16 protein-coding genes, 1 tRNA gene and 1 pseudogene are annotated in these 21,352 nt (G+C 68.8%); 7 read left to right on the forward strand and 11 right to left on the reverse strand.

Annotated features, from left to right (window positions below):
- Positions 1 to 72 precede the first annotated feature (72 nt).
- Positions 73 to 258 carry a DUF5703 family protein gene (locus tag CLV63_RS25335; RefSeq protein WP_106585716.1) on the forward strand — a complete coding sequence of 62 codons (186 nt, stop codon included), beginning with the start codon at positions 73 to 75 and terminating at the stop codon, positions 256 to 258.
- 249 nt (positions 259 to 507) lie between these two features.
- On the opposite strand, the gene CLV63_RS25340 is transcribed toward CLV63_RS25335, so the two are convergent.
- The 4 genes from CLV63_RS25340 to CLV63_RS25355 form a co-directional block, all read right to left on the reverse strand.
- On the reverse strand, positions 508 to 2,079 hold the full coding sequence (locus tag CLV63_RS25340) for a chaplin family protein (protein WP_106585717.1): 1,572 nt from the start codon (positions 2,077 to 2,079) through the stop codon (positions 508 to 510).
- 303 nt (positions 2,080 to 2,382) lie between these two features.
- Positions 2,383 to 2,895, reverse strand: coding sequence for a hypothetical protein (locus CLV63_RS25345; protein ID WP_106585718.1), 513 nt, complete (start codon positions 2,893 to 2,895; stop codon positions 2,383 to 2,385).
- A gap of 209 nt (positions 2,896 to 3,104) precedes the next feature.
- Positions 3,105 to 4,196, reverse strand: coding sequence for a hypothetical protein (locus tag CLV63_RS25350; protein ID WP_146165659.1), 1,092 nt, complete (start codon positions 4,194 to 4,196; stop codon positions 3,105 to 3,107).
- 321 nt (positions 4,197 to 4,517) lie between these two features.
- The gene (locus CLV63_RS25355) at positions 4,518 to 5,834 is read right to left on the reverse strand and encodes a M20/M25/M40 family metallo-hydrolase (protein WP_106585720.1); all 1,317 of its coding nucleotides are present in this window, start codon (positions 5,832 to 5,834) and stop codon (positions 4,518 to 4,520) included.
- A gap of 133 nt (positions 5,835 to 5,967) precedes the next feature.
- On the opposite strand from CLV63_RS25355, the gene CLV63_RS25360 reads away from it, so the two are divergent.
- Positions 5,968 to 6,053, forward strand: a tRNA-Leu gene (locus CLV63_RS25360).
- A 142-nt stretch (positions 6,054 to 6,195) separates the two neighbouring features.
- Here the strand turns inward: CLV63_RS25360 and CLV63_RS25365 are convergent.
- Entirely contained in the window at positions 6,196 to 7,137 is a 942-nt protein-coding gene (locus CLV63_RS25365; RefSeq protein ID WP_106585721.1) for a universal stress protein, read from the reverse strand.
- A gap of 761 nt (positions 7,138 to 7,898) precedes the next feature.
- Here CLV63_RS25365 and CLV63_RS34700 point away from each other — a divergent pair.
- A pseudogene (locus tag CLV63_RS34700) lies at positions 7,899 to 8,126 on the forward strand (transposase); the annotation flags it as partial.
- Between the two features lie 53 nt (positions 8,127 to 8,179).
- Here CLV63_RS34700 and CLV63_RS25375 read toward each other — a convergent pair.
- Positions 8,180 to 8,674 carry a hypothetical protein gene (locus CLV63_RS25375; RefSeq protein WP_245929051.1) on the reverse strand — a complete coding sequence of 165 codons (495 nt, stop codon included), beginning with the start codon at positions 8,672 to 8,674 and terminating at the stop codon, positions 8,180 to 8,182.
- 361 nt (positions 8,675 to 9,035) lie between these two features.
- On the opposite strand from CLV63_RS25375, the gene CLV63_RS25380 reads away from it, so the two are divergent.
- Positions 9,036 to 10,307: a hemolysin family protein gene (locus tag CLV63_RS25380; protein WP_106585722.1), complete on the forward strand. Its 1,272-nt coding sequence runs from the start codon at positions 9,036 to 9,038 to the stop codon at positions 10,305 to 10,307.
- Between the two features lie 106 nt (positions 10,308 to 10,413).
- Here the strand turns inward: CLV63_RS25380 and CLV63_RS35315 are convergent, their stop codons facing one another.
- Positions 10,414 to 10,812 (reverse strand): hypothetical protein, encoded by a 399-nt coding sequence (locus tag CLV63_RS35315; RefSeq protein WP_146165660.1) that lies wholly within the window; start codon positions 10,810 to 10,812, stop codon positions 10,414 to 10,416.
- Between the two features lie 264 nt (positions 10,813 to 11,076).
- Between CLV63_RS35315 and CLV63_RS25390 the strand changes: the two genes are divergently transcribed.
- On the forward strand, positions 11,077 to 12,369 hold the full coding sequence (locus CLV63_RS25390; RefSeq protein WP_106585724.1) for a Fic family protein: 1,293 nt from the start codon (positions 11,077 to 11,079) through the stop codon (positions 12,367 to 12,369).
- A 112-nt stretch (positions 12,370 to 12,481) separates the two neighbouring features.
- Here the strand turns inward: CLV63_RS25390 and CLV63_RS35060 are convergent, their stop codons facing one another.
- Together CLV63_RS35060 and CLV63_RS35065 are read right to left on the reverse strand one after the other, a co-directional pair.
- Complete coding sequence (locus CLV63_RS35060) at positions 12,482 to 12,874, reverse strand: hypothetical protein (protein WP_281260762.1); 393 nt, start codon at positions 12,872 to 12,874, stop codon at positions 12,482 to 12,484.
- Between the two features lie 9 nt (positions 12,875 to 12,883).
- The gene (locus CLV63_RS35065; RefSeq protein ID WP_394339810.1) at positions 12,884 to 13,183 is read right to left on the reverse strand and encodes a DUF2637 domain-containing protein; all 300 of its coding nucleotides are present in this window, start codon (positions 13,181 to 13,183) and stop codon (positions 12,884 to 12,886) included.
- A gap of 726 nt (positions 13,184 to 13,909) precedes the next feature.
- On the opposite strand from CLV63_RS35065, the gene CLV63_RS25405 reads away from it, so the two are divergent.
- The gene (locus CLV63_RS25405; protein ID WP_146165661.1) at positions 13,910 to 15,526 is read left to right on the forward strand and encodes a hypothetical protein; all 1,617 of its coding nucleotides are present in this window, start codon (positions 13,910 to 13,912) and stop codon (positions 15,524 to 15,526) included.
- A gap of 4 nt (positions 15,527 to 15,530) precedes the next feature.
- Here the strand turns inward: CLV63_RS25405 and CLV63_RS25410 are convergent, their stop codons facing one another.
- Positions 15,531 to 17,720 (reverse strand): tetratricopeptide repeat protein, encoded by a 2,190-nt coding sequence (locus tag CLV63_RS25410; RefSeq protein ID WP_170134318.1) that lies wholly within the window; start codon positions 17,718 to 17,720, stop codon positions 15,531 to 15,533.
- A gap of 486 nt (positions 17,721 to 18,206) precedes the next feature.
- Positions 18,207 to 18,464 (reverse strand): MerR family transcriptional regulator, encoded by a 258-nt coding sequence (locus CLV63_RS25415; protein WP_106585760.1) that lies wholly within the window; start codon positions 18,462 to 18,464, stop codon positions 18,207 to 18,209.
- Positions 18,465 to 19,261: 797 nt separating this feature from the next.
- Here CLV63_RS25415 and CLV63_RS25420 point away from each other — a divergent pair.
- Positions 19,262 to 20,719, forward strand: a complete 1,458-nt coding sequence (locus tag CLV63_RS25420) for a plasmid pRiA4b ORF-3 family protein (protein WP_170134319.1) — start codon at positions 19,262 to 19,264, stop codon at positions 20,717 to 20,719.
- Positions 20,720 to 21,352 lie beyond the last annotated feature (633 nt).

The following is a 21,352-nucleotide window of genomic DNA, read 5'->3' on the forward strand; positions in this document are numbered from 1 at the left end:
GCCCCCCTCCAAGGCCCGCGTGAGAGCACACGGTATGACACGAACCCTGTCGACGGTCGCAGAATAGGGCCAATGCTTGAGTACGAGTACTGGGAGATCCGGCTGCCGCGCGGGACCTCGCGCAACGCGGCGCGGCAGGTCATGGCCGACCACGCCGAATACGGGCGCTGGGAGCTGGCCCGTGTGCTGCTGTACGGGGACGGCAGGCGCGTCGTCACGCTGCGCAGGAGGATCATCCGCCAAAGACGAATAATGTGAAATTCATCACATCGCATTCGCCATCGTTGGCGCGTCGGCCCGCATAGGCGCACATAGGCCGCAGGGCCCCGTTGCGGCGCGCAGCAGCGGTGGGCCCCCTTGGTCTCCCAAGGGGGCCCACCGGACCGGGTCCGCTCACCGCGCCGGGCCGGGACGGGTCTGGCCCACCCGCGCGGTTCGCGCCCTTCGTCGTGTCCTACGGCCGAGCGTCCGTTGTCGCGACGGACACCCGGTCACAGCAGGCCCTTGTTACAGCAGGCCCTTGGCGACGCCGCCCAGCGGGCCGGTCAGCATCGGCATGCCCGACATCTCGACGGGCGCGGCGGGCGCGCTCTGGTGGACGACGGCGGAGCCGTTGTCGTTGGAGTTGGCGTTGGCCAGGCCCAGGACCGCGACCGCGTTGCCGGTCACGTTCACGGGGACGTCGGCGTCCACGTCGGCCTGGTTGCCGCCGAGCACCGAGCCGTCGCCCGAGGACTCGTTCTCGTCGCCGCTCTGGTGGACGACCGCGGTGCCGCTCTCGTTGCAGTTGGCGTTCGCCAGGCCGATGACGGCCCCGACCGCGTTGCCGCACACGTTCACGGGGACGTCGGCGTCCACGTCGGCCTGGTTGCCGCCGAGCACCGAGCCGTCGCCCGAGGACTCGTTCTCGTCGCCGGAGCTCTGGTGCACGATGCCCTTGACCGAGCCCAGCTTGTCCGTGGACAGGCCCCCGGCGCGCTGGTGCATGCGGTCGTCGTCGTCATGGTCGTGACCGGTCTCGACGACGGCCGCGCCCGCACCGTTGCAGTTGGAGTTCGCGGCGCCGAGGACGGCCACCGAGAGGCTGCACACGTTCACGGGGATGTCGGCCTCGGCGTCGAGCTGGTTGCCGCTCAGCACCGAGCCGTCGCCGGAGGACTCGTTCTCGTCGCCCGCGCTCTGGTGCACGACGGCCGAGCCGGTGTCGTTGGCGTTGGCATTGGCAAGGCCCAGGACCGCGACCGCGTTGCCGGACACGTTCACCGGAACGTTGGCTTCCAGGTCCAGCTGGTTGCCGCTCAGCACCGAACCGTCGCCCGAGGTCTCGTTCTCGTCGCCCGCGCTCTGGTGCACGACGGCCGAGCCGGTGTCGTTGGCGTTGGCATTGGCAAGGCCCAGGACCGCGACCGCGTTGCCGGACACGTTCACCGGAACGTTGGCTTCCAGGTCCAGCTGGTTGCCGCTCAGCACCGAACCGTCGCCCGAGGTCTCGTTCTCGTCGCCCGCGCTCTGGTGCACGACCGAACCGGTGTTGTCGGCGTTGGCGTTGGTCAGCCCGATCACGGACACGGCGTTGCCGGACACGTTCACCGGAACGTTGACGTCGCCGACGACCTGGTTGCCGCCGAGCACCGCGCCGTCGCCGGAGGTCTCGTTCTCGTCGCCCCCGCGGTCGTGCACGATCGCCGCGCTGCCGTTGCAGTTGGCGTTCGCCAGGCCGACCACGGCGCCGACCGCGTTGCCGCAGGCGTTGACGGGGACGTTGACGTCGCCGACGATCTGGTTGCCGCTGCCCACCGCGCCGTCGCCGGAGGACTCGTTCTCGTCGCCGCCGCGCTGGTGGACGACCGCCGAGCCGGTGTCGTTGGCGTTGGCATTGGCAAGGCCCAGGACCGCGACCGCGTTGCCGGACACGTTCACGGGCACGTTGCCCTCGACGACGGCCTGGTTGCCGCTCAGCACCGAGCCGTCGCCCGAGGACTCGTTCTCGGAGTCCGCCATGGCGATTCCGCTGCCGAGGGCGACGAAGCCGGCGGTGAGCAGGGCGGTCCTGGCGGAGGTACGAACCCACTTACGCATGTGGGATTTCCTTTCGAAGCGGTGTTCTGAAATGAGATGGAATCGTGCGCGGTCGCTGCGTCGGGTGCTCCTGGCCGGAGCAGGCCGCAGAAACCTGGGATCATCCGCTGATCCGACACACCTGGCGGATGTGCCGCCACCGGACGGGCGGGCGCGCAACGCCTCCACGCTGGGGGGAGATGCACGCCGTGTCGGTTCCGCCCTGGTGGGGCGGCTGCCGACGTGAGTCCCGCGACATCGGATGCCGCGGCGCGGGACTCACGACGGCCCCCGGTCGGCTCGACCGGGAAACCGGCGGTGGTGCTATCCGGCGGCCGAGCGGCGCCCGCGGCCCAGCAGGAGCGCTCCTGCCGCGCCGACCACCGCGGTCAGGGCCACCGCCACCAGCGCCATCAGGTTCGACCCGGTGAGCGGCAGCAGCGGCGACTCGGCCGTCATCGGGGCCGGGGAACCGGCGGCACCGGGCTGGGCGTCCGCTCGGGGCGCCGCGGCCGGGGCAGAATCGGATTCGTCATTGGACTCCTCTCGTTCGGCCCCCTGCTGCGGGGAGGCCGGGGCAATGGTGTGGACGCGGGGCACCTCCGGCGCGGACCGTTCCGGGACGGCGGGGCGCTCCTGCTGGACGGGCACGGCACCGGCCCCGTCGCACGCGGCCCCCGTCAGCCCGATGCCCGACACCGCGTTGCCGCAGAGGCCCTCCGCGATGACGTCTCCGGAGCTGTCGGCGAGCGCCGGCGGGGCCGACGCGAAGACCGGGGCGATCGCGATGAGCCCTGCGACGAGGGTCGCCTTTGCGGTCGTGGCGGTGCGAGACATGGTGGTGCCCTTCGAGTGAGCTGGGAAATTCCGTGAGAGAGCTGCCGCGTCCCTGCGCCGGCGGATGTGCGCGGCGGGGCGCTGCGGAGGTCCGGCGGGCGGCGCACACTGCGCGGGGAAGGGTTTCCCGTCCTGGCGAGCGGGCCGCGTGGCGGCCGCCGCGGTCAGGTGCGCGCGGGTGTGCCGGCCGGTGCCGGAGAGGAGCGGAACTAGTCGGGGGAGAACGACGGGTCGTCGGCGGCGTCGCGCACGACCAGCGTCGGGTCACCGGGCAGCACGGCACCGAGTGCCAGTGGCTTGCGGGCGTCGGCCCGGTGGGTGAGGAAGCCCGCTGCTGCCGCCATGGTCGGCGCGGCAGAGGAGGACACGGCGCCGGTGGACTCGGCGCCCTTGTTCCAGTGGGGTGCACCGGGGTCGGCCGCACCGGCGTCGTCGCCGGAACCGCCGTCGCGGTGGTCCCCGGGGTCCGCCGACGTGGCGTCGGCGAACTGGGCGTAGAGGTCGCGCTTCGCGGCGCGGTCGAGCGTTGCGGTGTGCGCGGTGTGCTTCTTCGCCGCGGACCGCGAGGTACGGGTGTCGTGCTGGGCCGGGCGTTCGGGCCGGTCGCGGTGCTCGGCACCGCTGCCTCCGCCGCCGTTGCCATCGCCGCGGGTCAGGCCCGTGATGTGCCCGACCGCCGAGCCCGCCTCACTGTTCTCGAGCTCGCGCCCCAGGCCGGGGCCGAGTCCCTTGGACGATGAGAGGCCGTCGGCGACCTTGCCGGTCAGACCGGGCTTGCCCAGTGCTCCTTCGGCGCGGTCGCCGACATCGGAGCCTGCGCGGACGGTCGAGGTCAGGACCTCGCCGGCGCCCTTGGCGGTGGAGTCGACGGTCGACCGCGCGGCCTTGCCCGTCCCGGTGGTGACCGTGGACAGCGAGGACGCTGCGCGCTCGGTGTCGGTGACGGCCCCGAGCGTGCGCCCGACGGCCGAACCTTCGGCGGGGCCGCCGCCCTGCGGGGCGGCCTGCTCCGGCTCGGGTGCCGGCTCGGTCTCGGGTGCCGGCTCGGGCGCGGACTCCTGCTGCTGCGGCTCGGGCGCTGACTCCTGCTGCTGCGGCTGGGGCGCCGGAGCGGCGGGCTGCGCCGCGGGCTTCGGTGCGGGTGCCGCCTCGACGCCCCCCTGCTCGGCCTGGTCCTGCGGACCGGGCTGGACGAGCGAGGAGAGCTGCCCGGGCGCCTCGGCGTCGAGGCCGTCGGCGAACGCGGGCGCGGCGCCGACGAGCAGCCATCCGGCCGCCGCGACACCACCCAGGGTGATCACGCGCCGCACGGTGGGACCCATGAGCGAGCGAACCGCGCGCACGGGACTGACCCGCCGCTTTCGGTTCGTGACCGCCATGGATACTCCTCCGAACGGAATAAGTCGGTGTGCCCGCGAGGGCCCGTCCGCAATCACGGAGAGCAACCTCTTGAGCTGAAAGTAACCGTAGCATTACCGTCCGCGCATGGCGCAAGCGGAACGAGGAAACACGCCGAAAGAAGTCCGGCGCGTCCCACCGCTCCCGGCGCCCCGGTGGGCCGGACCCGTTGCGCGGCAGGGATTCCCGCGTTCCGGTCCGGCCCGGGCGGGGCCGCGAAAAATTCAGCTCAGTTCGATGAACCGGTCCAGCACGCGCGCGCCGAACCGCAGGCCCTCGACCGGCACACGCTCGTCCACGCCGTGGAACATGCCGGCGAAGTCGAGCTCCGGCGGCAGCTTCAGCGGCGAGAACCCGTAGTTGCGGATCCCCAGCTTCTGGAAGCTCTTGGCGTCGGTGCCGCCCGACAGGCAGTACGGAACGGTGAGCGCGCCCGGGTCCTCCGCGCGCAGCGCCGCCGACATCGCGGAGACGAGGCCGCCCTCGAACTCGGTCTCCACAGCGGGCAGGCACTGGATGAACTCGCGGCTGACCTTGGGGCCGAGCAGCCGGTCGATCTCCGCGAAGTACTCGTCCTCCAGGCCCGGCAGGAACCGGCCGTCGACCTGCGCGGTGGCGGTCCCCGGGATGACGTTCGCCTTGTAGCCGCCGTCGAGCACCGTGGGGTTGACGCTGTTGCGCAGCGTCGCGCCGATCATCTTGGCGATCGGGCCGAGGCGCGCGACGGTCGCCTCGACGTCGTCCTCCTCGAACTCGATGCCGAACGCCTCGCACACCTCCTCGAGGAACACCCGCACGGTCTTGGTCAGCCGGATGGGGAACTCGTGCCGGCCCAGGCGCGCGACGGCCTCGGCGAGTTCGGTGACCGCGTTGTCGTCGTTGACCATCGAGCCGTGCCCGGCGGTGCCGCGCGCGGTCAGCTTCATCCACGCGATGCCCTTCTCCGCCGTCTCGATGAGGTACATGCGCTTGTCGGCGCCGTAGGTGACGCTGAAACCGCCCACCTCGCTGATGGCGTCGCTGCAATCGGCGACCAGCTCCGGGTGCTCCTCGACGAGGAACTGCCCGCCCCACGTCCCCCCGGCCTCCTCGTCGGCGAGGAACGCCAGCACGATGTCGCGCGGGGGCACCCGCCCGGCGCGCATGCGCTCGCGGACCACGGCGAGCATCATGGCGTCCATGTCCTTCATGTCGACGGCGCCGCGGCCCCACACGCAGCCGTCGGCGACCTCCCCGCCGAACGGGTCGCGGGTCCAGTCGGCGGCGTGGGCGGGGACCACGTCCAGGTGCCCGTGGATCAGCAGCGGCGGCCGCGACGGATCGGCCCCCGCGATCCGCGCCACCAGGTTGGACCGGCCGGGGTGCCGCTCATAGATGCGCGACTCCACCCCGACCTCGTCCAGCTTCTCCGCGACGTACTCCGCCGCCACCCGCTCCCCGGGCCCCGAGTGGTCCCCGAAGTTCGACGTGTCGATCGCGATCAGCTCCCGGCACAGGTCCACCACCTCGTCCTCCGCCGCCCGCACACTGTCGCCGGCCATGCCCGATCAACTCCTCACTCACCATCACGTGCAAGACACCCACCATGCTGCCGCCTCCCCGAAAACCGGGTTCGGGCAACCCAGGAGGTTTGCTATGGTTATCCGTGTCCGGCGCACAGCGCCGACGCCTCCGGTCCGGGTGGCGGAATAGGTAGACGCGCTAGCTTGAGGTGCTAGTGCCCTTTACGGGGCATGGGGGTTCAAGTCCCCCCTCGGACACAAGCTTTTGTACGTCTCGTGCGAGTCGAGCTTCGCCTCGGCTCGCACTTTGCGTTCCACGGGATGTAGGTCAGTCGCAGATCGAGCCCTGAGTAGAGTTCGTCCGCCTGTCGGATCATTGTGGTTCCGCTGCCGGTGGCCCTCAGTCTTTGCCGACCGTTCCGACCCCCCGGACGCCGTGGGGGACGATGGCGACGGGAACGCTGGCACTGCGAAGCACACGCTGGCTCACTGATCCAAGGAAGAGACCGCGGACACCGCCCCGGCCGCGGGATCCGAGAACCACCAGGTCCGCCTTGGCGCCCTCGGCCAGAAGCGCTTCCACTGGGTCCGCTCGTGTGCAGAGCACGGTGATGTCGATGGCGTGGGTGGTGGCTTCCCCTGCTTCCGCGATCATGTCCGCGACCAGATCCTTCGACAGGTGTTCGGGCAGCCTGTCGGGCGCGGGCCCTCCCATAGAGACCAGTGACTGGGCAGCGAACGGAGTGGGCGCTTCCATACTGTTGACCACCACCAAAGAGGCGTCCGCGGTCCCGGCCCCCTGCTCCAGGGCGAATACCAGCGCCCGCTGCGAGCACTCGGAGCCGTCCACCCCCACTACGGTCCGTCTCGGCTCGGTGCTGGGGGCCCTGCCGCGCGTACCGTGGACCACGATCACCGGACAGGTGGCCTGAGCGACCAGCCGGACACTCGTCGACCCCAGGAAGGCCGTGCCCAGTGCGCCCAGGCCGCGTGAGCCGACGACGACCAGGTCCGCGGGCGTGGACTGCCGCATCAGGGCCACAGCAGGTTTCTCCAAGGCCAGGAGCGTCTCGACCGGTCCGGTGAACCGCTGTGTGCGCGCGTGTTCGGCCGCTTCTGCGAGAACGTGCTCGGCGTGCGCGACCGCCGTGTCGGACGGGGCCAAGCGGAACACCCCGGTGTTCTCCAGTTGCGCCAGCGGCACCGACAGGGCGTAGACCACGACCAGAGGAACGTTTCGCCGACCGGCTTGTGCTGTCGCCCAGATCAGCGCCTCCTGTGCTGGGGACGATCCGTCGACCCCCACGAGCACCTTCGACGGGGCGGCCGTGTTGTCGACCATGCCCGACTCCTTCGTGAAAACGGTCGGCGTAGTCTGCCGTACTCCTGTGTCTTCCGTTCAGCCAACGCGGGAAAACATTCCTGAACTGCTCTTTTGCGGTCTCGTGACTATGAAGGGTCCGAAGTTCTTGTGATCCTTGTTGCGATGGAACGGGGACAACGAGCGGGTGTGACCGTGGCCGGCTTCATCGCCCCGGCAGCCCTTGCGGCCTCGGTACTCCTGCCCAAGCTCGCCCTACGTGGCAACCGTGGCAGCGTCTGGCGCCGCACCACACTGGGTGCGCGGGTGTTCCGGGCCATGACGCGCCTGCGCGCGCTGCCGGCGATGAGCATGGTCGTCGCGGCCCCGAGCGACCGCAGGCTCCAGCGGACCTCCCGCACCGCCAAGGACCCCGTCAAACTGCGCCGCGCGATCGTGGTGATGATGTCGGTCCAAGGACAATCAGTCCCCGACATCACCCCGCTCATGCAGGTCAGCTCCGATTACGTGCGCCAGGTGGTCCACACGTTCAACGAGCGGGGTTCGAAGCGCTGGACCCAAAATGGAGCCGAGTCCCGGCCCCGGCGATCAGTGACAGGACACGCGAGCACCTGCGCCGGATCCTGCGTGACCAAGGCGTCAGTTGGCAGTCCACCACCACGTGGAAGACCTCGAACGACCCCGATTTCCTCGCCAAGATGCAGCGGGTGCTGGAACTGGACGAGCACCCGCCCGCCGGCGGGCGGGTGGTCTGCGTCGATGAGTTCGGGCCGCTGAACCTGATGCCGCGCTCGGGCAAGCGGTGGCGGCCGCAGGGACGCCCAGCGCGGCTGCGCGCCGGCCAGCGGCTGTATGTGGTCCTGGACAACTACTCCCCGCATCGTCACCCGCAGGTCCGGGCCTGGGCCGCGGACAACGACGTGGAACTGGTGTTCCTGCCGACCTATGGGTCGTGGCTGAACCGGATCGAGTCGGAGATCGCCGCGCTGCGCTACTACGCGCTCAACGGCACCGATCACCGCAGTCACGCGGAGCGGAACGCGGCGATCGGTGCCTATGTGCGCTACCGCAACCGGCGGGCGCGGCCCAAGATCAGCTTCGCTCGGAGTTCACCGACCGCGAGATTGAGCACGTCCAGGCTGTTGCCTCCGATGACGGCCGACACCGCCAGGATCATCGCACCTCGGCGCACTGCGGCGATCGCCGTCACGGTCTCCGGCAATGCGTTGACCAGCCCCATGAACACGGCTCCCACAAAGCCCGCACTGAGCCCGGTCGAGGCCACGATCACCTCGGCGGCCTCGGCGATGATCCAGCCCCCTGCGGCCACAACGGCCCCGACCGCGATGAACTGCGCCCACAACGCACCAGCGCCGCGGAGCCCCGGCTGAACCGACGCCGCGCTCACCGCTGTCATGACGATTCCGGACGACGACGTGGCGAGCCCGAAGAACACCGCGCCGAAGACCGCTTCGCCCCATCCCGTCCGGTCGGCCAGCACATCGCCGAGCCCGGCCATCCGGACGCTCCCCACCACCGTGGCCGCGGCTGCGATCACGAACAACGCAATGCTCCACCCCAGCGGCCACGGAGGGCTGGGCAGCTCGAACACCCCACTCCGATCGGTTCCGCGTACCGGCCCGCCTTACTACCCGCTCAGCCACCGCCCAATACGCCAGGGACGCTCCGGAACCCTGTGGGCAGTACGGTGGGGATGAGTCACGTGCCTCGCGGGCGGTTACCCCGGTGCCAGGCCCGGGTCCCGGCCCGGCTGCCCCACCACCTCCGGCGCCCCGCACCGGCCTCGCATGAAGCGAACCGACCCGTCTCCAGGAATCAGGAATCAGGACTACGGTGCCCGAGCCCGCAGACAGCAGCATCCACTCTCAGCAGTCGACCGCGCGTGAGGACCGAGCCTGATGGACGCCGGAACGTGGGTCAACATCGCGCTCGTCGTCGCCTTCGTCCTTCTGGGTGGACTGTTCGCCGGTACGGAACTCGCGCTGGTGTCTCTCCGGGAGAGCCAGTTGCGCCAATTGGAGCGGAGGAACGCGCGCGGGGCCAAGGTCGCCGCCGTCGCGCGCAACCCCAACCGGTTCCTCTCGGCAGTGCAAATCGGTGTCACCGTCACCGGCTTCTTCTCCGCCGCCTACGGCGCCTCGACCCTGGCGCCCGACTTCGCCCCGCTGCTGGTCGGTGCCGGACTCCCGCAGAGCGCTGCCGACGGCACGGCCCTGGTGGCGCTCACCCTGCTCATCGCCTACCTTTCGCTCGTCCTGGGCGAGCTGGTGCCCAAACGCTTCGCCTTGCAGCGCTCAGTCGGCATCGCGCTGGTCGTCGCCCCGCCCCTGGACCGGTTCGCCATCCTGATGCGCCCGGTCATCTGGCTGCTGTCGGTCTCCACCAACATGGTGGTCCGCCTCTTGGGGGGCGACCCCACCACCAGGAGCGAGGAGGTCAGCCGTGAGGAACTGCGCGAGATGGTCTCGGCCAACGAGGACCTGGCCCGCGACGAACGCGACATCGTCGCCGACGTGTTCCAGGTCGCCGACAGGACGCTGCGCGAGGTCATGCGCCCCCGCGTCGAAGTCGCGTTCCTCCCGGCCGACATGTCGCCGACGGAGGCGAAGCGGCACGTGGCGGGCCAGCCCTACTCCCGCTATCCGATCACCGGCGACGACACCGACGACGTCATCGGGTTCCTGCATGTGCGCGACCTGCTCACCGACCACCCGGCAGAGACGGCACTGCGCGAGGTGATGCGGCCCATCGTCGCCCTGCCCACCAGCAACCTCACGCTCCCCTCACTGACCGACATGCGCAACGAGGGCACCCATATCGCCGTGGTCGTCAACGAGTACGGCGGCACAGCCGGGATCGTCACCCTGGAAGACCTGGTCGAGGAACTCATCGGTGACATCCGCGACGAGTACGACCCTGTCGAGGCTCCGGCGACCGACTCCGACGGCGCCGACACCTACGATGCCGGGCTGCGCCTGGACGAGTTCACCGAGCAGTCCGGGGTCGAGCTCGCCGAGGGCCCTTATGAGACGGTGGCAGGTTTCATCGTCACGCGGCTACGCCGTTTGGCCCGCCAAGGCGACACGGTCACAGTCGGCGACCGCGTCCTCCGCGTCACCGAGACCTCAGGCAACCGGATCCGGCAGGTGGAGGTCCAGCGCCGAAGCTGAGCGGCGGCAAGCCCGGCACGCCATCCCGCGTCGACGATCCGTTCGTGTACAGCGGCACGACTGACCTTGCTCGACGCGATCTTGCCCGGCGACCGCGGATTGCAGGTCACCGCCTGTCCAGCGCGAAGGATGTGGACAGGTCGAAGGCATGTGCCAGAGGTTGGTCTCCCCCCTCGGACACCCTCGAATTTCCTATGATGTGCGGGCTGAAGAGTACTTCAGTCCGCACTTTCTCTTCGGAAGGCTCGTACGTGAGCTTCAAACCGAGCTTGCGATACAGGTCGGCTTTGTCATCGGGATCGGCCCCGTCCAGCACGAGGTGGGAGGTTGCGTGCCCGCGTGCCTCGTCCAGGACCTGGTGCAGGTCTGGTGCCTGCTCGGCGAGCACGCCGGTGCCCTCATCGGCGTAGCGGTAGGCGGTGAAGCGGCCGATGCCGACGTCGCGGGCCAGGCAAGCGAGAGGTGCGCCGTCGCGGTAGTGGCGCAGCACGAGCGCGGGCGCCACCAGGTATTGCCGCACCTCCAACTGAGCGGGCGCGCCTGATGCGGATCCGCTTGCCTTCGGAACCCCTCACAACTCTTGGCGGCTGATGTCGCGCGCAGCACTCCGGCCCGGCAGCGTGGCTCACCGGCATGTTCCCTCTGCGTTCCACATGCCTTCTGGCAGCACAGAGGGACTCGCAGAGATCCTTGAACAGACTGCGCACCTGTCAAACTTAAGGCCACTATCCTTTGATAGAGGACAGTCCCGCGAAAGGAAAATCCGCTGATGGCAAGGTGGGAAGAGGCCCACTGGGAGTCCAGCGTGGACGCTGGCCTACCGCGCTCGGCGCAACGCTCCGGGCCGTACCAGCGGTATGTTCCTGACACCATCGATGGCTTCGCACTGGGTATCGACGGCGGCCTCTCGCGGGAGGTTACTGCTATCGAGCGAAGTATCCGCGCCCTCAACAGCCTGGGGGCGGAGAACTTGTCCGGCATTGCACGGTTCCTGCTGCGCTCCGAGGCCATCGCCAGCTCACGAATCGAAGGCATCAGCCCATCGGCACAGCAGGTCGCCCTCGCTGAACTGGGCCAGTCTGCGGCCGTTCGTGGTGTAAGCGAACAGGCGCAAGTCGTCGCCAACAACATGACGATCGTGCGGCAGTCGACGACCGGACTTGCCGAGGTCGACACCTTGACGGTCGACCACGTCGTCTGGCTCCATCAGTCACTGCTTCCCGACCAGCCGCGGCACCACGGCCTGCGCAAAGTGCAGAACTGGATCGGTGGCTCGGACTGGAGCCCGATCGGGGCGGACTTCGTCCCGCCGGATCCCGAGCGGGTACCTGAGCTGATGGCTGACCTCATCGACTACATGAACGGGGCCGCCCATGCTCCGTTGATCCAAGCCGCTGTCGTCCATGCTCAATTTGAGACGATCCACCCCTTCACCGACGGCAACGGGCGCGTGGGCCGTGCGCTCATCCACACAGTCCTGGCTCGTCGCGGGCTGACCGAACGCGCGGTTCTACCGATCAGCCTTGTACTCGCCACACTGCGAGACACCTACATCACCGGGCTGAACGCGTACCGGCACGATGCGCCTGCTGCCAGCGTGGACGCGAGTGCATCAATCAATGGATGGCTGGCGACCTTCGTTCAATCCTCCGCTGTCGCTGTCGAACAATCGCAGACGCTTATGGAACAGATCGAGGATCTCCGTTCCGACTGGACCAGTCGCTTGTCGACCTATCGAAAATCTGTCGGCCTACGCGCAACGCCGCGCGCGGATTCAGCCGTTGCGCGCTTGTTGGGCCAACTTCCCGAGGCGCCTGTGGTTACAGCAACGACCTTGTCGAAGATCCTCGATATCTCGTTCCCCGCAGCGAGCGCCGCCCTGGATGAGCTGCATCAGGCCGGGGTTCTGCGGACCAAGTCGATCGAACGTGGGGCCACCGCCTACCTCGCCCGCGAGGTGTTCGATCTGATCACACTGACAGAGCGCGCCTTGGCGAGCACGAAGTTCGACACCCGTACTACTCCTCCGAACCGTCCGGTTCCAGCCCGCCCTGAGAAGTGATCGCCCTCCCGCCCATCTCAGGACCCAACCTGGATGAACAAGCTGCCCCAAGCGCAGCATCATTCATCCGAAGAAGAGGGCGTTCTGCGGGAGGCTGCTGCCGACCTGACGCCTACATCGCTGCGTCAGCGAAGCGTCCTTGCCCACCCCACTGCTTGATCAGCCGACCCCAGCGATCCTTGTGATCGAAGCGGGCCGCGATCTCGCGTCCGGTGGGGAGGGAGCCGTCCTCTCTGCGGTTGGCCAGGGCCGAGTACCATGCCTCGATCTGGACCTCCGGCACTGCATCCGACGGGTTCACGGTCTCCGTGGCTGTGGTCATCCAAGGCTCCTCCGCCGCATCGACCACATGCAGCCGCGGACGACCGTCACTGGCGGGCCCGGACTCCTCTGCGTTCACGGGTGTCTTCGGATCCGCCGGATCGTCCTCAGCGATGCGTACCGCTTGCTCATCGTCTGCGTTCGCGGTGCGTACGCTGCGGGCGTCGATGCGGAACTCACGCATGAGCAGTTCTTAGGCGCCCATCAGGGCGAAGCTGGGCCAAGCGTGGATCACCCGCGACCACACGGTGGGGTCGGCGACAGCGATGTTGGCCGCGAGCGACGCGACACTGCCAAGGACAAGCAGTGTCCACGGCAGCATTCCTCCGCGTCGGCCATGCCTGGCATCGGCCAGCAGCGCCATCGAGGATGCGACGATCATCCCGTCGACCGACAGCGGGAACAGGGCCGCGCGCCAAGGCGGCTCCCCGTGGCGCTGGGCCAGATCGAACATGTGGCTGTACGAGACGACGGCCGCGATGGCGGCCAGCATGAGCACGGAGGCGATGGTTGTCCGGCGGGACCAGCGGGAAGTGTCCATTGCAGGTCACCGCCTGTCCAGCGCAAAGGACGTGGCCAGGTCGAAGGCATGTGCCAGAGGTTGGTCTCCCCCCTCGGACACAGAATTACCCCATGAGCGGGTACAAGCCCGGTCCCGGCTGAACTTTCAGGTCGCCTGAAGCCGGGACCGCGACGTCTCCCGCCGACGCAACCCTCCAGGTCGCTCGGTCGCACACGATCATCAGGTCGGTCGCACGCAAGTGCCGGACGACATCGAGCGGTTCGCGCCCTGGGAAAGCCCCCGGCAATGCCTCCAGCAGCCGGTCCTCGCGCACATGCAGTCCCTTCGTCCGACCGACGCCATGCGGCCGGGCACTGCTGTGACCGTGGCGACAGCGATACCCCGCCCGATCGTTGGCCCAGTGCGCATCCATCCGCCGGCCGCAGTCCCGGCACGCCAGCCCGCAGGCGCCGGTTGCACTCGGGCGGTTCAGAGTTGCTCACGTGTCCGATTTTGCCGGGTTGCCCCGTTGACCAGTATACTTTAGCGCTTGTGAGAGAAACCACGGCGAATCTCCCATCAGCGGTTCGCCGCGTCAGCGCTCTACAACCCGGTTGGCGGACCAACCGAACATCACTTCGAGTGCTCTGTGTCCTCCACAGTGTCACCGCGGCCACGCGCATCACCGACGTGCTACCCGCCTTCTATGATCGACGTGTGCAACTCTTCTGCACGCAGACCAGCGATGCCATGTTCTCTGCTGGTGTCGAGGAATACATGAGCGAGTACGGATTCCTCTGCTTGTCTTGGGAACAGGCAATGAGCATCGATTTCGATCTTGTCATTGCAGCGAGTCTCGGCGACAACCTCCACGAAATAAAATCTCCGATTCTGCGCCTAGCGCACGGAAACGGTTATAATAAGTATAGTAATAGGGAGCCGGGAGCCGGGAGCCGGGAGCCGGGAGCCGGGAGCCGGGAGCCGGGAGCCGGGAGCCGGGAGCCGGGAGCCTTCGGGTTGACCGAGGACACGTTGAAGTACGGCGATCGCGTCGTTCCATCTGCTATCGGGCTTTCTCACTTCGAGCAGTTGGATCGGCTCGCTGAAGGGTGTCCCGATGCTCTTCCGCGGGCATTTATCGCGGGTGACCCCTGTTACGACCGACTCATCGCAAGCCTCCCCCGCCGACTCAATTACCGCCACGCGTTCGGGCTGCACCCCGGCCAGCGGCTCATCACCGTCAATTCCACGTGGAAATATGACTCCCTCTTCGGGATCGACCCTATGCTCATCCCGCGTCTTCTCGAACAATTGCCCTATGACGGGTTCCGGATCGCTCTCATTCTGCATCCCAATATCTGGGCCTCCCATAGCAGACTCCAAATCGAGTCATGGCTTTTCGATGCGCGCCGCGCCGGCCTGCTGTTGATCCCACCGAACGAGGGCTGGCGGGCGGCTGTCATCGCTGCCGATTGGGTGGTCTCCGATCATGGGTCCGTCAGTATGTACGCCGCCGCTCTGGGGCGTCCGGTGCTGCTGGAGAAGAGCGCCTGGTCCGCGATCGATCCGAGGTCCGGGCTCGGCAGGCTCTTCGACGTGGCGCCCACTCTCGACCCCTTGGCGCCCATCACACCGCAGTTGCGGCTCGCCGATGACCTTCGTGCCCAGACGCACGCTCTTGCCGAGACCTGGGTCAGCTCTGCTCCCGGCCACGCCCTCGCATTGATACGGAACGCGGCCTACCGGCTCATGGGCACGCCGGCGCCCACGGCCGAACCGGTGCTTCTCGCCCTCCCCGACCCCGAGATCGGTGCGGCCATACCCTCTGCCTTGTGGATGCACGTCGAGCAGACCAACGGTGGCGGCGGACCCAGCGACCTCGACGTACGGCGGACCCCGGCCGCCGTCGCCAACAAAGCTCCGATACCCGCCCATGGCGCGGAGGGGGTACTGATCGTCTCCGACGGGGAGCTGGACCACCGGCTTTCGAGCATGGCCGACATTGTCGGCATCGCCCGCTCAGCCCTACCGGCTGATGAAGTGACGTGGTCGCACAGCATTTTCGAGCACCGCTTCGGGGTCCGGCTGACCGTCGTCCACGACAGCGGCAGCGCCAAGGTGCGTTCACGCGAGGGCCGGGTGGCCTCAATCGCCCTCGAATCGATCACCCACCCTGGTGACGCCGAACTGGTGTTCGCCGTGCTGGCCGAACGCGCCCTCGGCGACGAGAGTGCTCTTGAGGACGTTGCGGCGCTGAGACAGCTGCGGCTCAACGTCTCGCCGGACCGCACCATCGCCGCCGAGTTCCGCACCACGCTGGGGCCGACGGGGTAACGGTTCACCCGTCCTCGACGGCACCGGCCGCTCTCAACTTGGCGCCTATGCGCTCGGCCGCCTCAGTGTTGCCGATGCGGGTGTAGATCTCCAGCGCCGCCCGCCAGTGCCCCAGTGGGCTCGCCTCGGCGTCGTCGTGGCCACCGAGATCCCCCAAGGCTTCTAGTGCCTTGCCCTCCTGGTAGGGGCGTTGGGACGTGCGGAACAGGCTCAGCGCCTCCGCCGCCAACGCTCGCGCCTGGCGCGGCTGCGCCTGCGACATGAGTTCCGCCTGCCGCAGCAGGACCTTGCCCTCGTTGGCGTGGTCGCGCTTCACCCGCGCATGTTCACGGAAGTACACCAAGGCCGCGGCGTAGCTCTCCAGCGCCGCCGCGGAATCCCCGTTGACGACGTGGGCGTCGGCCCGGTGCATGCGGTGCAGGGCTTGGCTGCGCGGCCGTTCGGGGTCGAGGAACGGCTCCGACCGGTCGAAGAAGTCAAGGGCCTCCCCGGCTCGACCGCGGCGGCGCTCGGTGATGCCCAGGCCCTCCAAGGCCCCACCTACCCCGCGCCATTCGGTACCGGCCTGGGCCGCCTCCAGCGAGCGGCGGAACCGCTCCTGCGCATCGTCAAGCCGACCCCTGCCCAGCATCATCTCGGCCCACTGGGCCTGGATGCGCGCTTGCGCGTCGGGGTCCCCGCACGCCTCCGCGTCCTGCTCGGCCCAGGAGAGGATGGTGGCGCGCTCGTCGTCGCGCCCGTTGGCGGTGAAGTAGCCGTTGGTCGCCTCGGCCATCTGCCACCCGTAGCCAGGAGCGGGCGAGCCGTCCGCCCAGATCCGAGCGGACCGCTCCATACACGCCATGATCGCGTCGAGGTTGTCGCCGAACCACTCCATCGGCGTCGGCGGTTCACCACGGCGCCACTCGCGACTGGAGGTGCCGCGCGGTGCGTCCGCGAAGACGGGTGGCACGAGCGGGGGACGCTCTGCGTACAGCGGGCTGAGCCGCCACCGCTGGGTGATCTGCTTATCGGCGGCGATGGCGCCGTAGAGATAGAAGTCGGCGATCCGTTCGCGCAACCGTGCGCGTTCACCCGGGCCGGTGGTCCGCTGGGCAAGCAGCGCCGCGTGCTCGTAGGTGAGGTCCTCCATGAGGTAGCGGCCGCGCCGGTCCTCTTTGACAAGGCCGCGGTGCAGCAGTTCACGCAACCCGGCTTCGCTGTGCGCGGTGGAGGCGGGAAACAGCGCCGCGATCAATCCGGCCCCGAAGTCGCGCGTGGGATGCAGGCCGATGGCTCGGTATACCTCGGCCGCCGCAGAGCCGAGTTCGCCATAGGACACATCGAACACCGTGGACGGGCGGGTCATGGTGTCTTCGTTCCCGTCCTCAAGCGCGGCCAAGCGGCCGCGATCGGCCATCCTGGCGACCAGTTCGCCGATCATCAGGTCCGGCCGGTCGTAAAGCACGCCGGCCGCGTGACTGACGATCAGCGGGAGGCCTTGGCACACCCGCACCAACTCGGCGAAGGCGCCGGATTCGGCCGCGGTGCGTTCCGCACCCAGGATCTCCACGAACAGGTCCGCCGCGGCCTCGTCCATCATGGGGCTCAGGTCCAGTCGGCGCGGCCGTTCCTGGGCGAGCCCGGTGATCGGGACCCGGCTCGTGACGATCACCAGCAGACCAGGGAGGTTGGTCAGGAACGGCCAGACCTGTGCCGCCGACTGGACGTCATCCAACAGCACCACGGCTGGGCGCTCCTCGATCAACGACCGGAACAAGTCCACTTTCGCGGCAGGGCCCTCCAGCGTGCGTCCCTCTGTCACGAATCCGGTCAAGGCGAAGTAGCGCTCGCACACTTCCTCGATGCCCCTGCCGCGGCCGCCACCGGCACCGCCACCACACTCCATCGCGATCTGAGCGTGGCCGAAACGGTGGCGGTTCTCGTTGATCCAGGTGAGGGCGAGCGTCGTCTTACCGACCCCGGAGTGGCCCGTGACATTCCACAGCCGGCGTCCGCTGACGTCAGCCTCATCCGCCCAGCCGTCGAGTTCACCGAATTCCTGTGTGCGGTCCTGGAATGCTGAGGTCACCGAAGGCAGAAGACGGACTTCCCGACGCCGCGGCTGGCCGAGGTCCACGGAGCCGTTGAGCGTGCCGATCTGGACCAGGGTCCCCGATACGGGCCCATAGGAGGAATTGCAGATTGCGCTCACGGCACCATCTTGGCCCAGAGCTCGGTTCCCCCACCACTCAAGCAGGTCGGCGACCCGAAGGAGAGGCGTAGACGGGCAAAAGAGGCCGACACCGACGAGGTCGCGCCAAATTCTTGCCATTCGAGGGAGAGGTGTCACGAAGACTCTTCACGTCCCCCACTCCCTCCAACGGGCTCCCGGGCGACTCACACCGCCGCGTTGTCGAAAGCGCGCCTGTCGTCCCTACTTCGGCAAGGGCCCTGGAACGTCCCGCCCCGGCCGAATCGGGCAGGTGCAGAACCCATGCCCGGTTCGGAACAAGCTCGTGAATGCTCTCGGTAGGCAGACCGACCAGCGGGTCGAAGGCGGTGTGCGCCTCCTTGATCTTGATTTGCAGGCCGGCCCTGTGCCGCCGCGCTACTCGGCCGGTCTTGCCAATGACGTTGGCCGCCGCGGGTCAATGGCTTTTCCCGGGCTGAGTTCAAAGGCAACGGAGAGTTCTGATTCCTATTGGTCGGTGCCGCGGATCTCCTCGTTGATCCGCTGGGCCTCCGCCAACTGGTCCTGCAAGATCACGATCTTGCAGGCCGCCTCGATCGCCGTACCCTCATCGACCAGGTCCCGGGCCCGGGCGGCAATACGCAACTGGTACCGGGAGTAGCGCCGGTGCCCGCCCGCCGAGCGCAGTGGTTCGATCAGCCGGGCCTCGCCCAGGGCGCGCAGGAACGCCGGCGTGGTGCCGATCAGCTCCGCCGCCCGGCCCATGGTGTACGCGGGAAAATCGTCGTCGTCCAGCCGCCCTGCGGCATCGGAACCCGTCACAGCACCTCGTCATCGTCTCCGGGAGCACGTCGAGGGCCCCGGCGCCATTGCGGCGCCGGGGCCCGAGAGTTCAACACCATCTACCTACCGGCTCTGAGGGCCGGTCTGCCGATTCCCGAGAACCTACTGCGACGGGAATGCGGGGATCGCGGTTGTGTGACCGGGGACCACCTTCTCTCCGAACCAGGGTCCTGCGGCACCCGAGCGGCGACGTTCCTCGCCCGGGCGATCCTGATGGCATCTACTCCTCTCGTCCTCACAACCTGCAACTGCATCTACTTCGGTCCTGCGCTACTACCGGCCCCCGGCGCCTTGTCGCACGTGCGCACCGGTCGAGCCGACCTGCTCCGCCACTGCGTTCCTGGCGGCCATCCGCAGCCTGTTTTCTCGGCCACGACAGGAAACCTAGCAACCGACCTGGATCATGTCTACTCCGACGGCAACAGTTTTTCGCGTGTCCCGCGACCATGAATCCGCTCAGCCCGCGAAAAGTACGGTAGCCGCCCGGGGCCGGCGTTTCACCGGGCCGCGTCCAGCACTGCCGGCCCAGGCTCGGCGCACCTCCATAGCCGTCATTGATATAGGAGACCGGCTATCGGCCCGGATCGGCGCCTGACCACCACCGAGCAGGTGTGAACCGCCTGCTCATCGAGAGCCGGACCACGTCATAGGCTGCCCCTATGGCACACGGTGCTGACGACAATGGTGTTCCCGACGGCGTGGATGCTTCCTTGCGGAGCGTGGCAGGTTCTGAAGGCGGGGGCGGGCCGGGGTCGGCGGACGGCCTGATCGCCGCGCTGCGCGGCTCCGTCGACCCATCCGGCCGACCCGCGCCCGCCTCACAGCGGCGGCCGCGCCGCGGCGACGTCGCCACCTACCGGGTGCGGGTGGAGCTCACGGGGACGAACCCGCCCCTGTGGCGGCGCCTGGAGCTGGATTCGGACCTGTTCCTCAACGAGGTCCACGGCATCCTCCAGACCGTCTTCGGCTGGCAGGACTACCACTTGCACCGCTTCGCCAGCGGCCCGTTGTACTACAGCGATGACACCGAGTACTACCTGGCTCCGTTCGAGGCCGCCGAAGGCGAGACGGGCATCCCCGAGGAACAGGTGCGCCTGGACGAGGTCCTGGCCGAGGCGGGAGACCGGCTGTTCTACCTCTACGACTTCGGTGACGACTGGGAGCACCTGATCACCCTCCAGGCGGTACTGCCCCGCACCGAGAACGTACCGAAAGCCAGGTGCACCGACGGCAAGCGCCCCGCTCCAGCCGAAGACTGCGGGGGCATAGGCGGCTATGAACTCCAGGTCGCGGCCACCGATCCCGGCCATCCCGACCACACCGCGGCGCTCGCCGAGTACCGCGCCTCCTTCGGTGAGGAGTCCGATCCGGGCGAGTTCGCGCCCGCACCGTTCGAGATCGACGCGACCAACGCCGCCCTGACCGCGCTGTCCACACCTCCTCCAACCAACCTGCCCGGTCCCGTCGCGGACCTGGTGGCCGCCACTCGCGACCCCGCCGCCGCGCGCCGCCTCTACGAGCTGATCGACCAAGCCGGTCTTGGGGAGCCCGCCGACATCGACCCGACCGACGCGGCAGCGATGGTGCACCCCTATGCCTGGCTGCTGGACCACGTCGGGACCGAGGGCATCAAGCTCACCGGCGCCGGCTACTTGCCGCCCGCCAGCGTCGAGGCCGCGGCGGCAGAGCTCGACCTCGGCAAAGAGTGGATCGGCAAGCTCAACCGGGAGATCCAGACCTACCCGGTGTTCCACCTGCGCACATCGGCCCAGGCCCTGGGACTGCTGCGCAAGCACCGGGGCCGGCTCCTGCCCACCCCGGCCGGCAGAAGAGCCAAGAGCGACCCCTCGACCCTCTGGAACCATCTGGCCCAGCGCCTGCCGCTCAAGACCGGACACGTGCACGAACGGCAGGCCGGACTGCTCCTGCTCCTGGCCGTTGCCGCCGAACGCGGTGGCGGTTTCCAGGTGGCCGCCGACATCCTCAACGGGATCGGCTGGCGCCTCGACGGCCATACCCCCCTTGTCCACACGGACGCGTCCGGCGCCGCCCGCGACACCACCGACGTGCTGAGCCGCATCGGCGCCGCCACAACCGACGGGTGGCCGCCGCAACTCCGCACCCTCCCCCACGGCTCCGCCTTCGCCCGCGCCGCCCTGCGCTCATGGCCCGACTGACGAGCACTCCACGGGCCCCGCCCATGACCGGAATGCAACGAACCCTCCCCGCACCGATGGGCCGACGCGGCACCGCAGGCCATCGGAGCCGTGGCGACACCCGGACAAAATCCCGACCAGCACTGATTCAGGCTCTGTGCAGCCACCGCGTTCCGCCGGGGCGCGCAGAGAATGCGGCGGAGGAGGGGAGAGTGACGGACCCTGCCTGGCGCTTCCCGCGACGGCGACATCCCCGCCCACCCCGCCCACCCCGCCCACCCCGCCGGCAGGGTGCCGCATGTGGTGAAACCGAGCAAAGCCGAACTGGATGCATTGGTCGAGCGGGCCGTCGTCGACGCTTACGGCGAGTACGAACAGCTCACCGCCTTCCGTACAGCGGTCGCGCAAGGCAACGGTGCGCGGGTCCAGATGGAGTTGCTGCGCCGTTTCCGAGGCGAGCCCGACATTCTCAGCGGCGACGGCCGCCCCCGCCGCACGGTGGCCGAATTGCTGGACACCACCGCGACACCGCGACACCAGGGGAGGATCCCCGCCGGGATCGCCCCGCACCGCTGTAGTCGGCGGGGCCACGTAAGAGGAAGCGCGGGCCGAGACCACCCCCACCACAGCAGACCTCGGCAAGGCTGCCTGGAG

Source organism: Murinocardiopsis flavida, from assembly GCF_003014485.1.
Taxonomy (GTDB): domain Bacteria; phylum Actinomycetota; class Actinomycetes; order Streptosporangiales; family Streptosporangiaceae; genus Murinocardiopsis; species Murinocardiopsis flavida.

Bases quoted from the DNA above. Each gene is read 5' to 3' on its own strand.
- CLV63_RS25335 (WP_106585716.1), top strand. From the start codon at position 73: ATGCTTGAGTACGAGTACTGGGAGATCCGGCTGCCGCGCGGGACCTCG.
- CLV63_RS25340 (WP_106585717.1), bottom strand. From the start codon at position 2,079: ATGCGTAAGTGGGTTCGTACCTCCGCCAGGACCGCCCTGCTCACCGCC.
- CLV63_RS25345 (WP_106585718.1), bottom strand. From the start codon at position 2,895: ATGTCTCGCACCGCCACGACCGCAAAGGCGACCCTCGTCGCAGGGCTC.
- CLV63_RS25355 (WP_106585720.1), bottom strand. From the start codon at position 5,834: ATGGCCGGCGACAGTGTGCGGGCGGCGGAGGACGAGGTGGTGGACCTG.
- CLV63_RS25365 (WP_106585721.1), bottom strand. From the start codon at position 7,137: ATGGTCGACAACACGGCCGCCCCGTCGAAGGTGCTCGTGGGGGTCGAC.
- CLV63_RS25380 (WP_106585722.1), top strand. From the start codon at position 9,036: ATGGACGCCGGAACGTGGGTCAACATCGCGCTCGTCGTCGCCTTCGTC.
- CLV63_RS25390 (WP_106585724.1), top strand. From the start codon at position 11,077: ATGGCAAGGTGGGAAGAGGCCCACTGGGAGTCCAGCGTGGACGCTGGC.
- CLV63_RS35060 (WP_281260762.1), bottom strand. From the start codon at position 12,874: ATGCGTGAGTTCCGCATCGACGCCCGCAGCGTACGCACCGCGAACGCA.
- CLV63_RS35065 (WP_394339810.1), bottom strand. From the start codon at position 13,183: ATGCTGGCCGCCATCGCGGCCGTCGTCTCGTACAGCCACATGTTCGAT.
- CLV63_RS25415 (WP_106585760.1), bottom strand. From the start codon at position 18,464: ATGGGCCGGGCGGCGGAGCTGATCGGCACCACGCCGGCGTTCCTGCGC.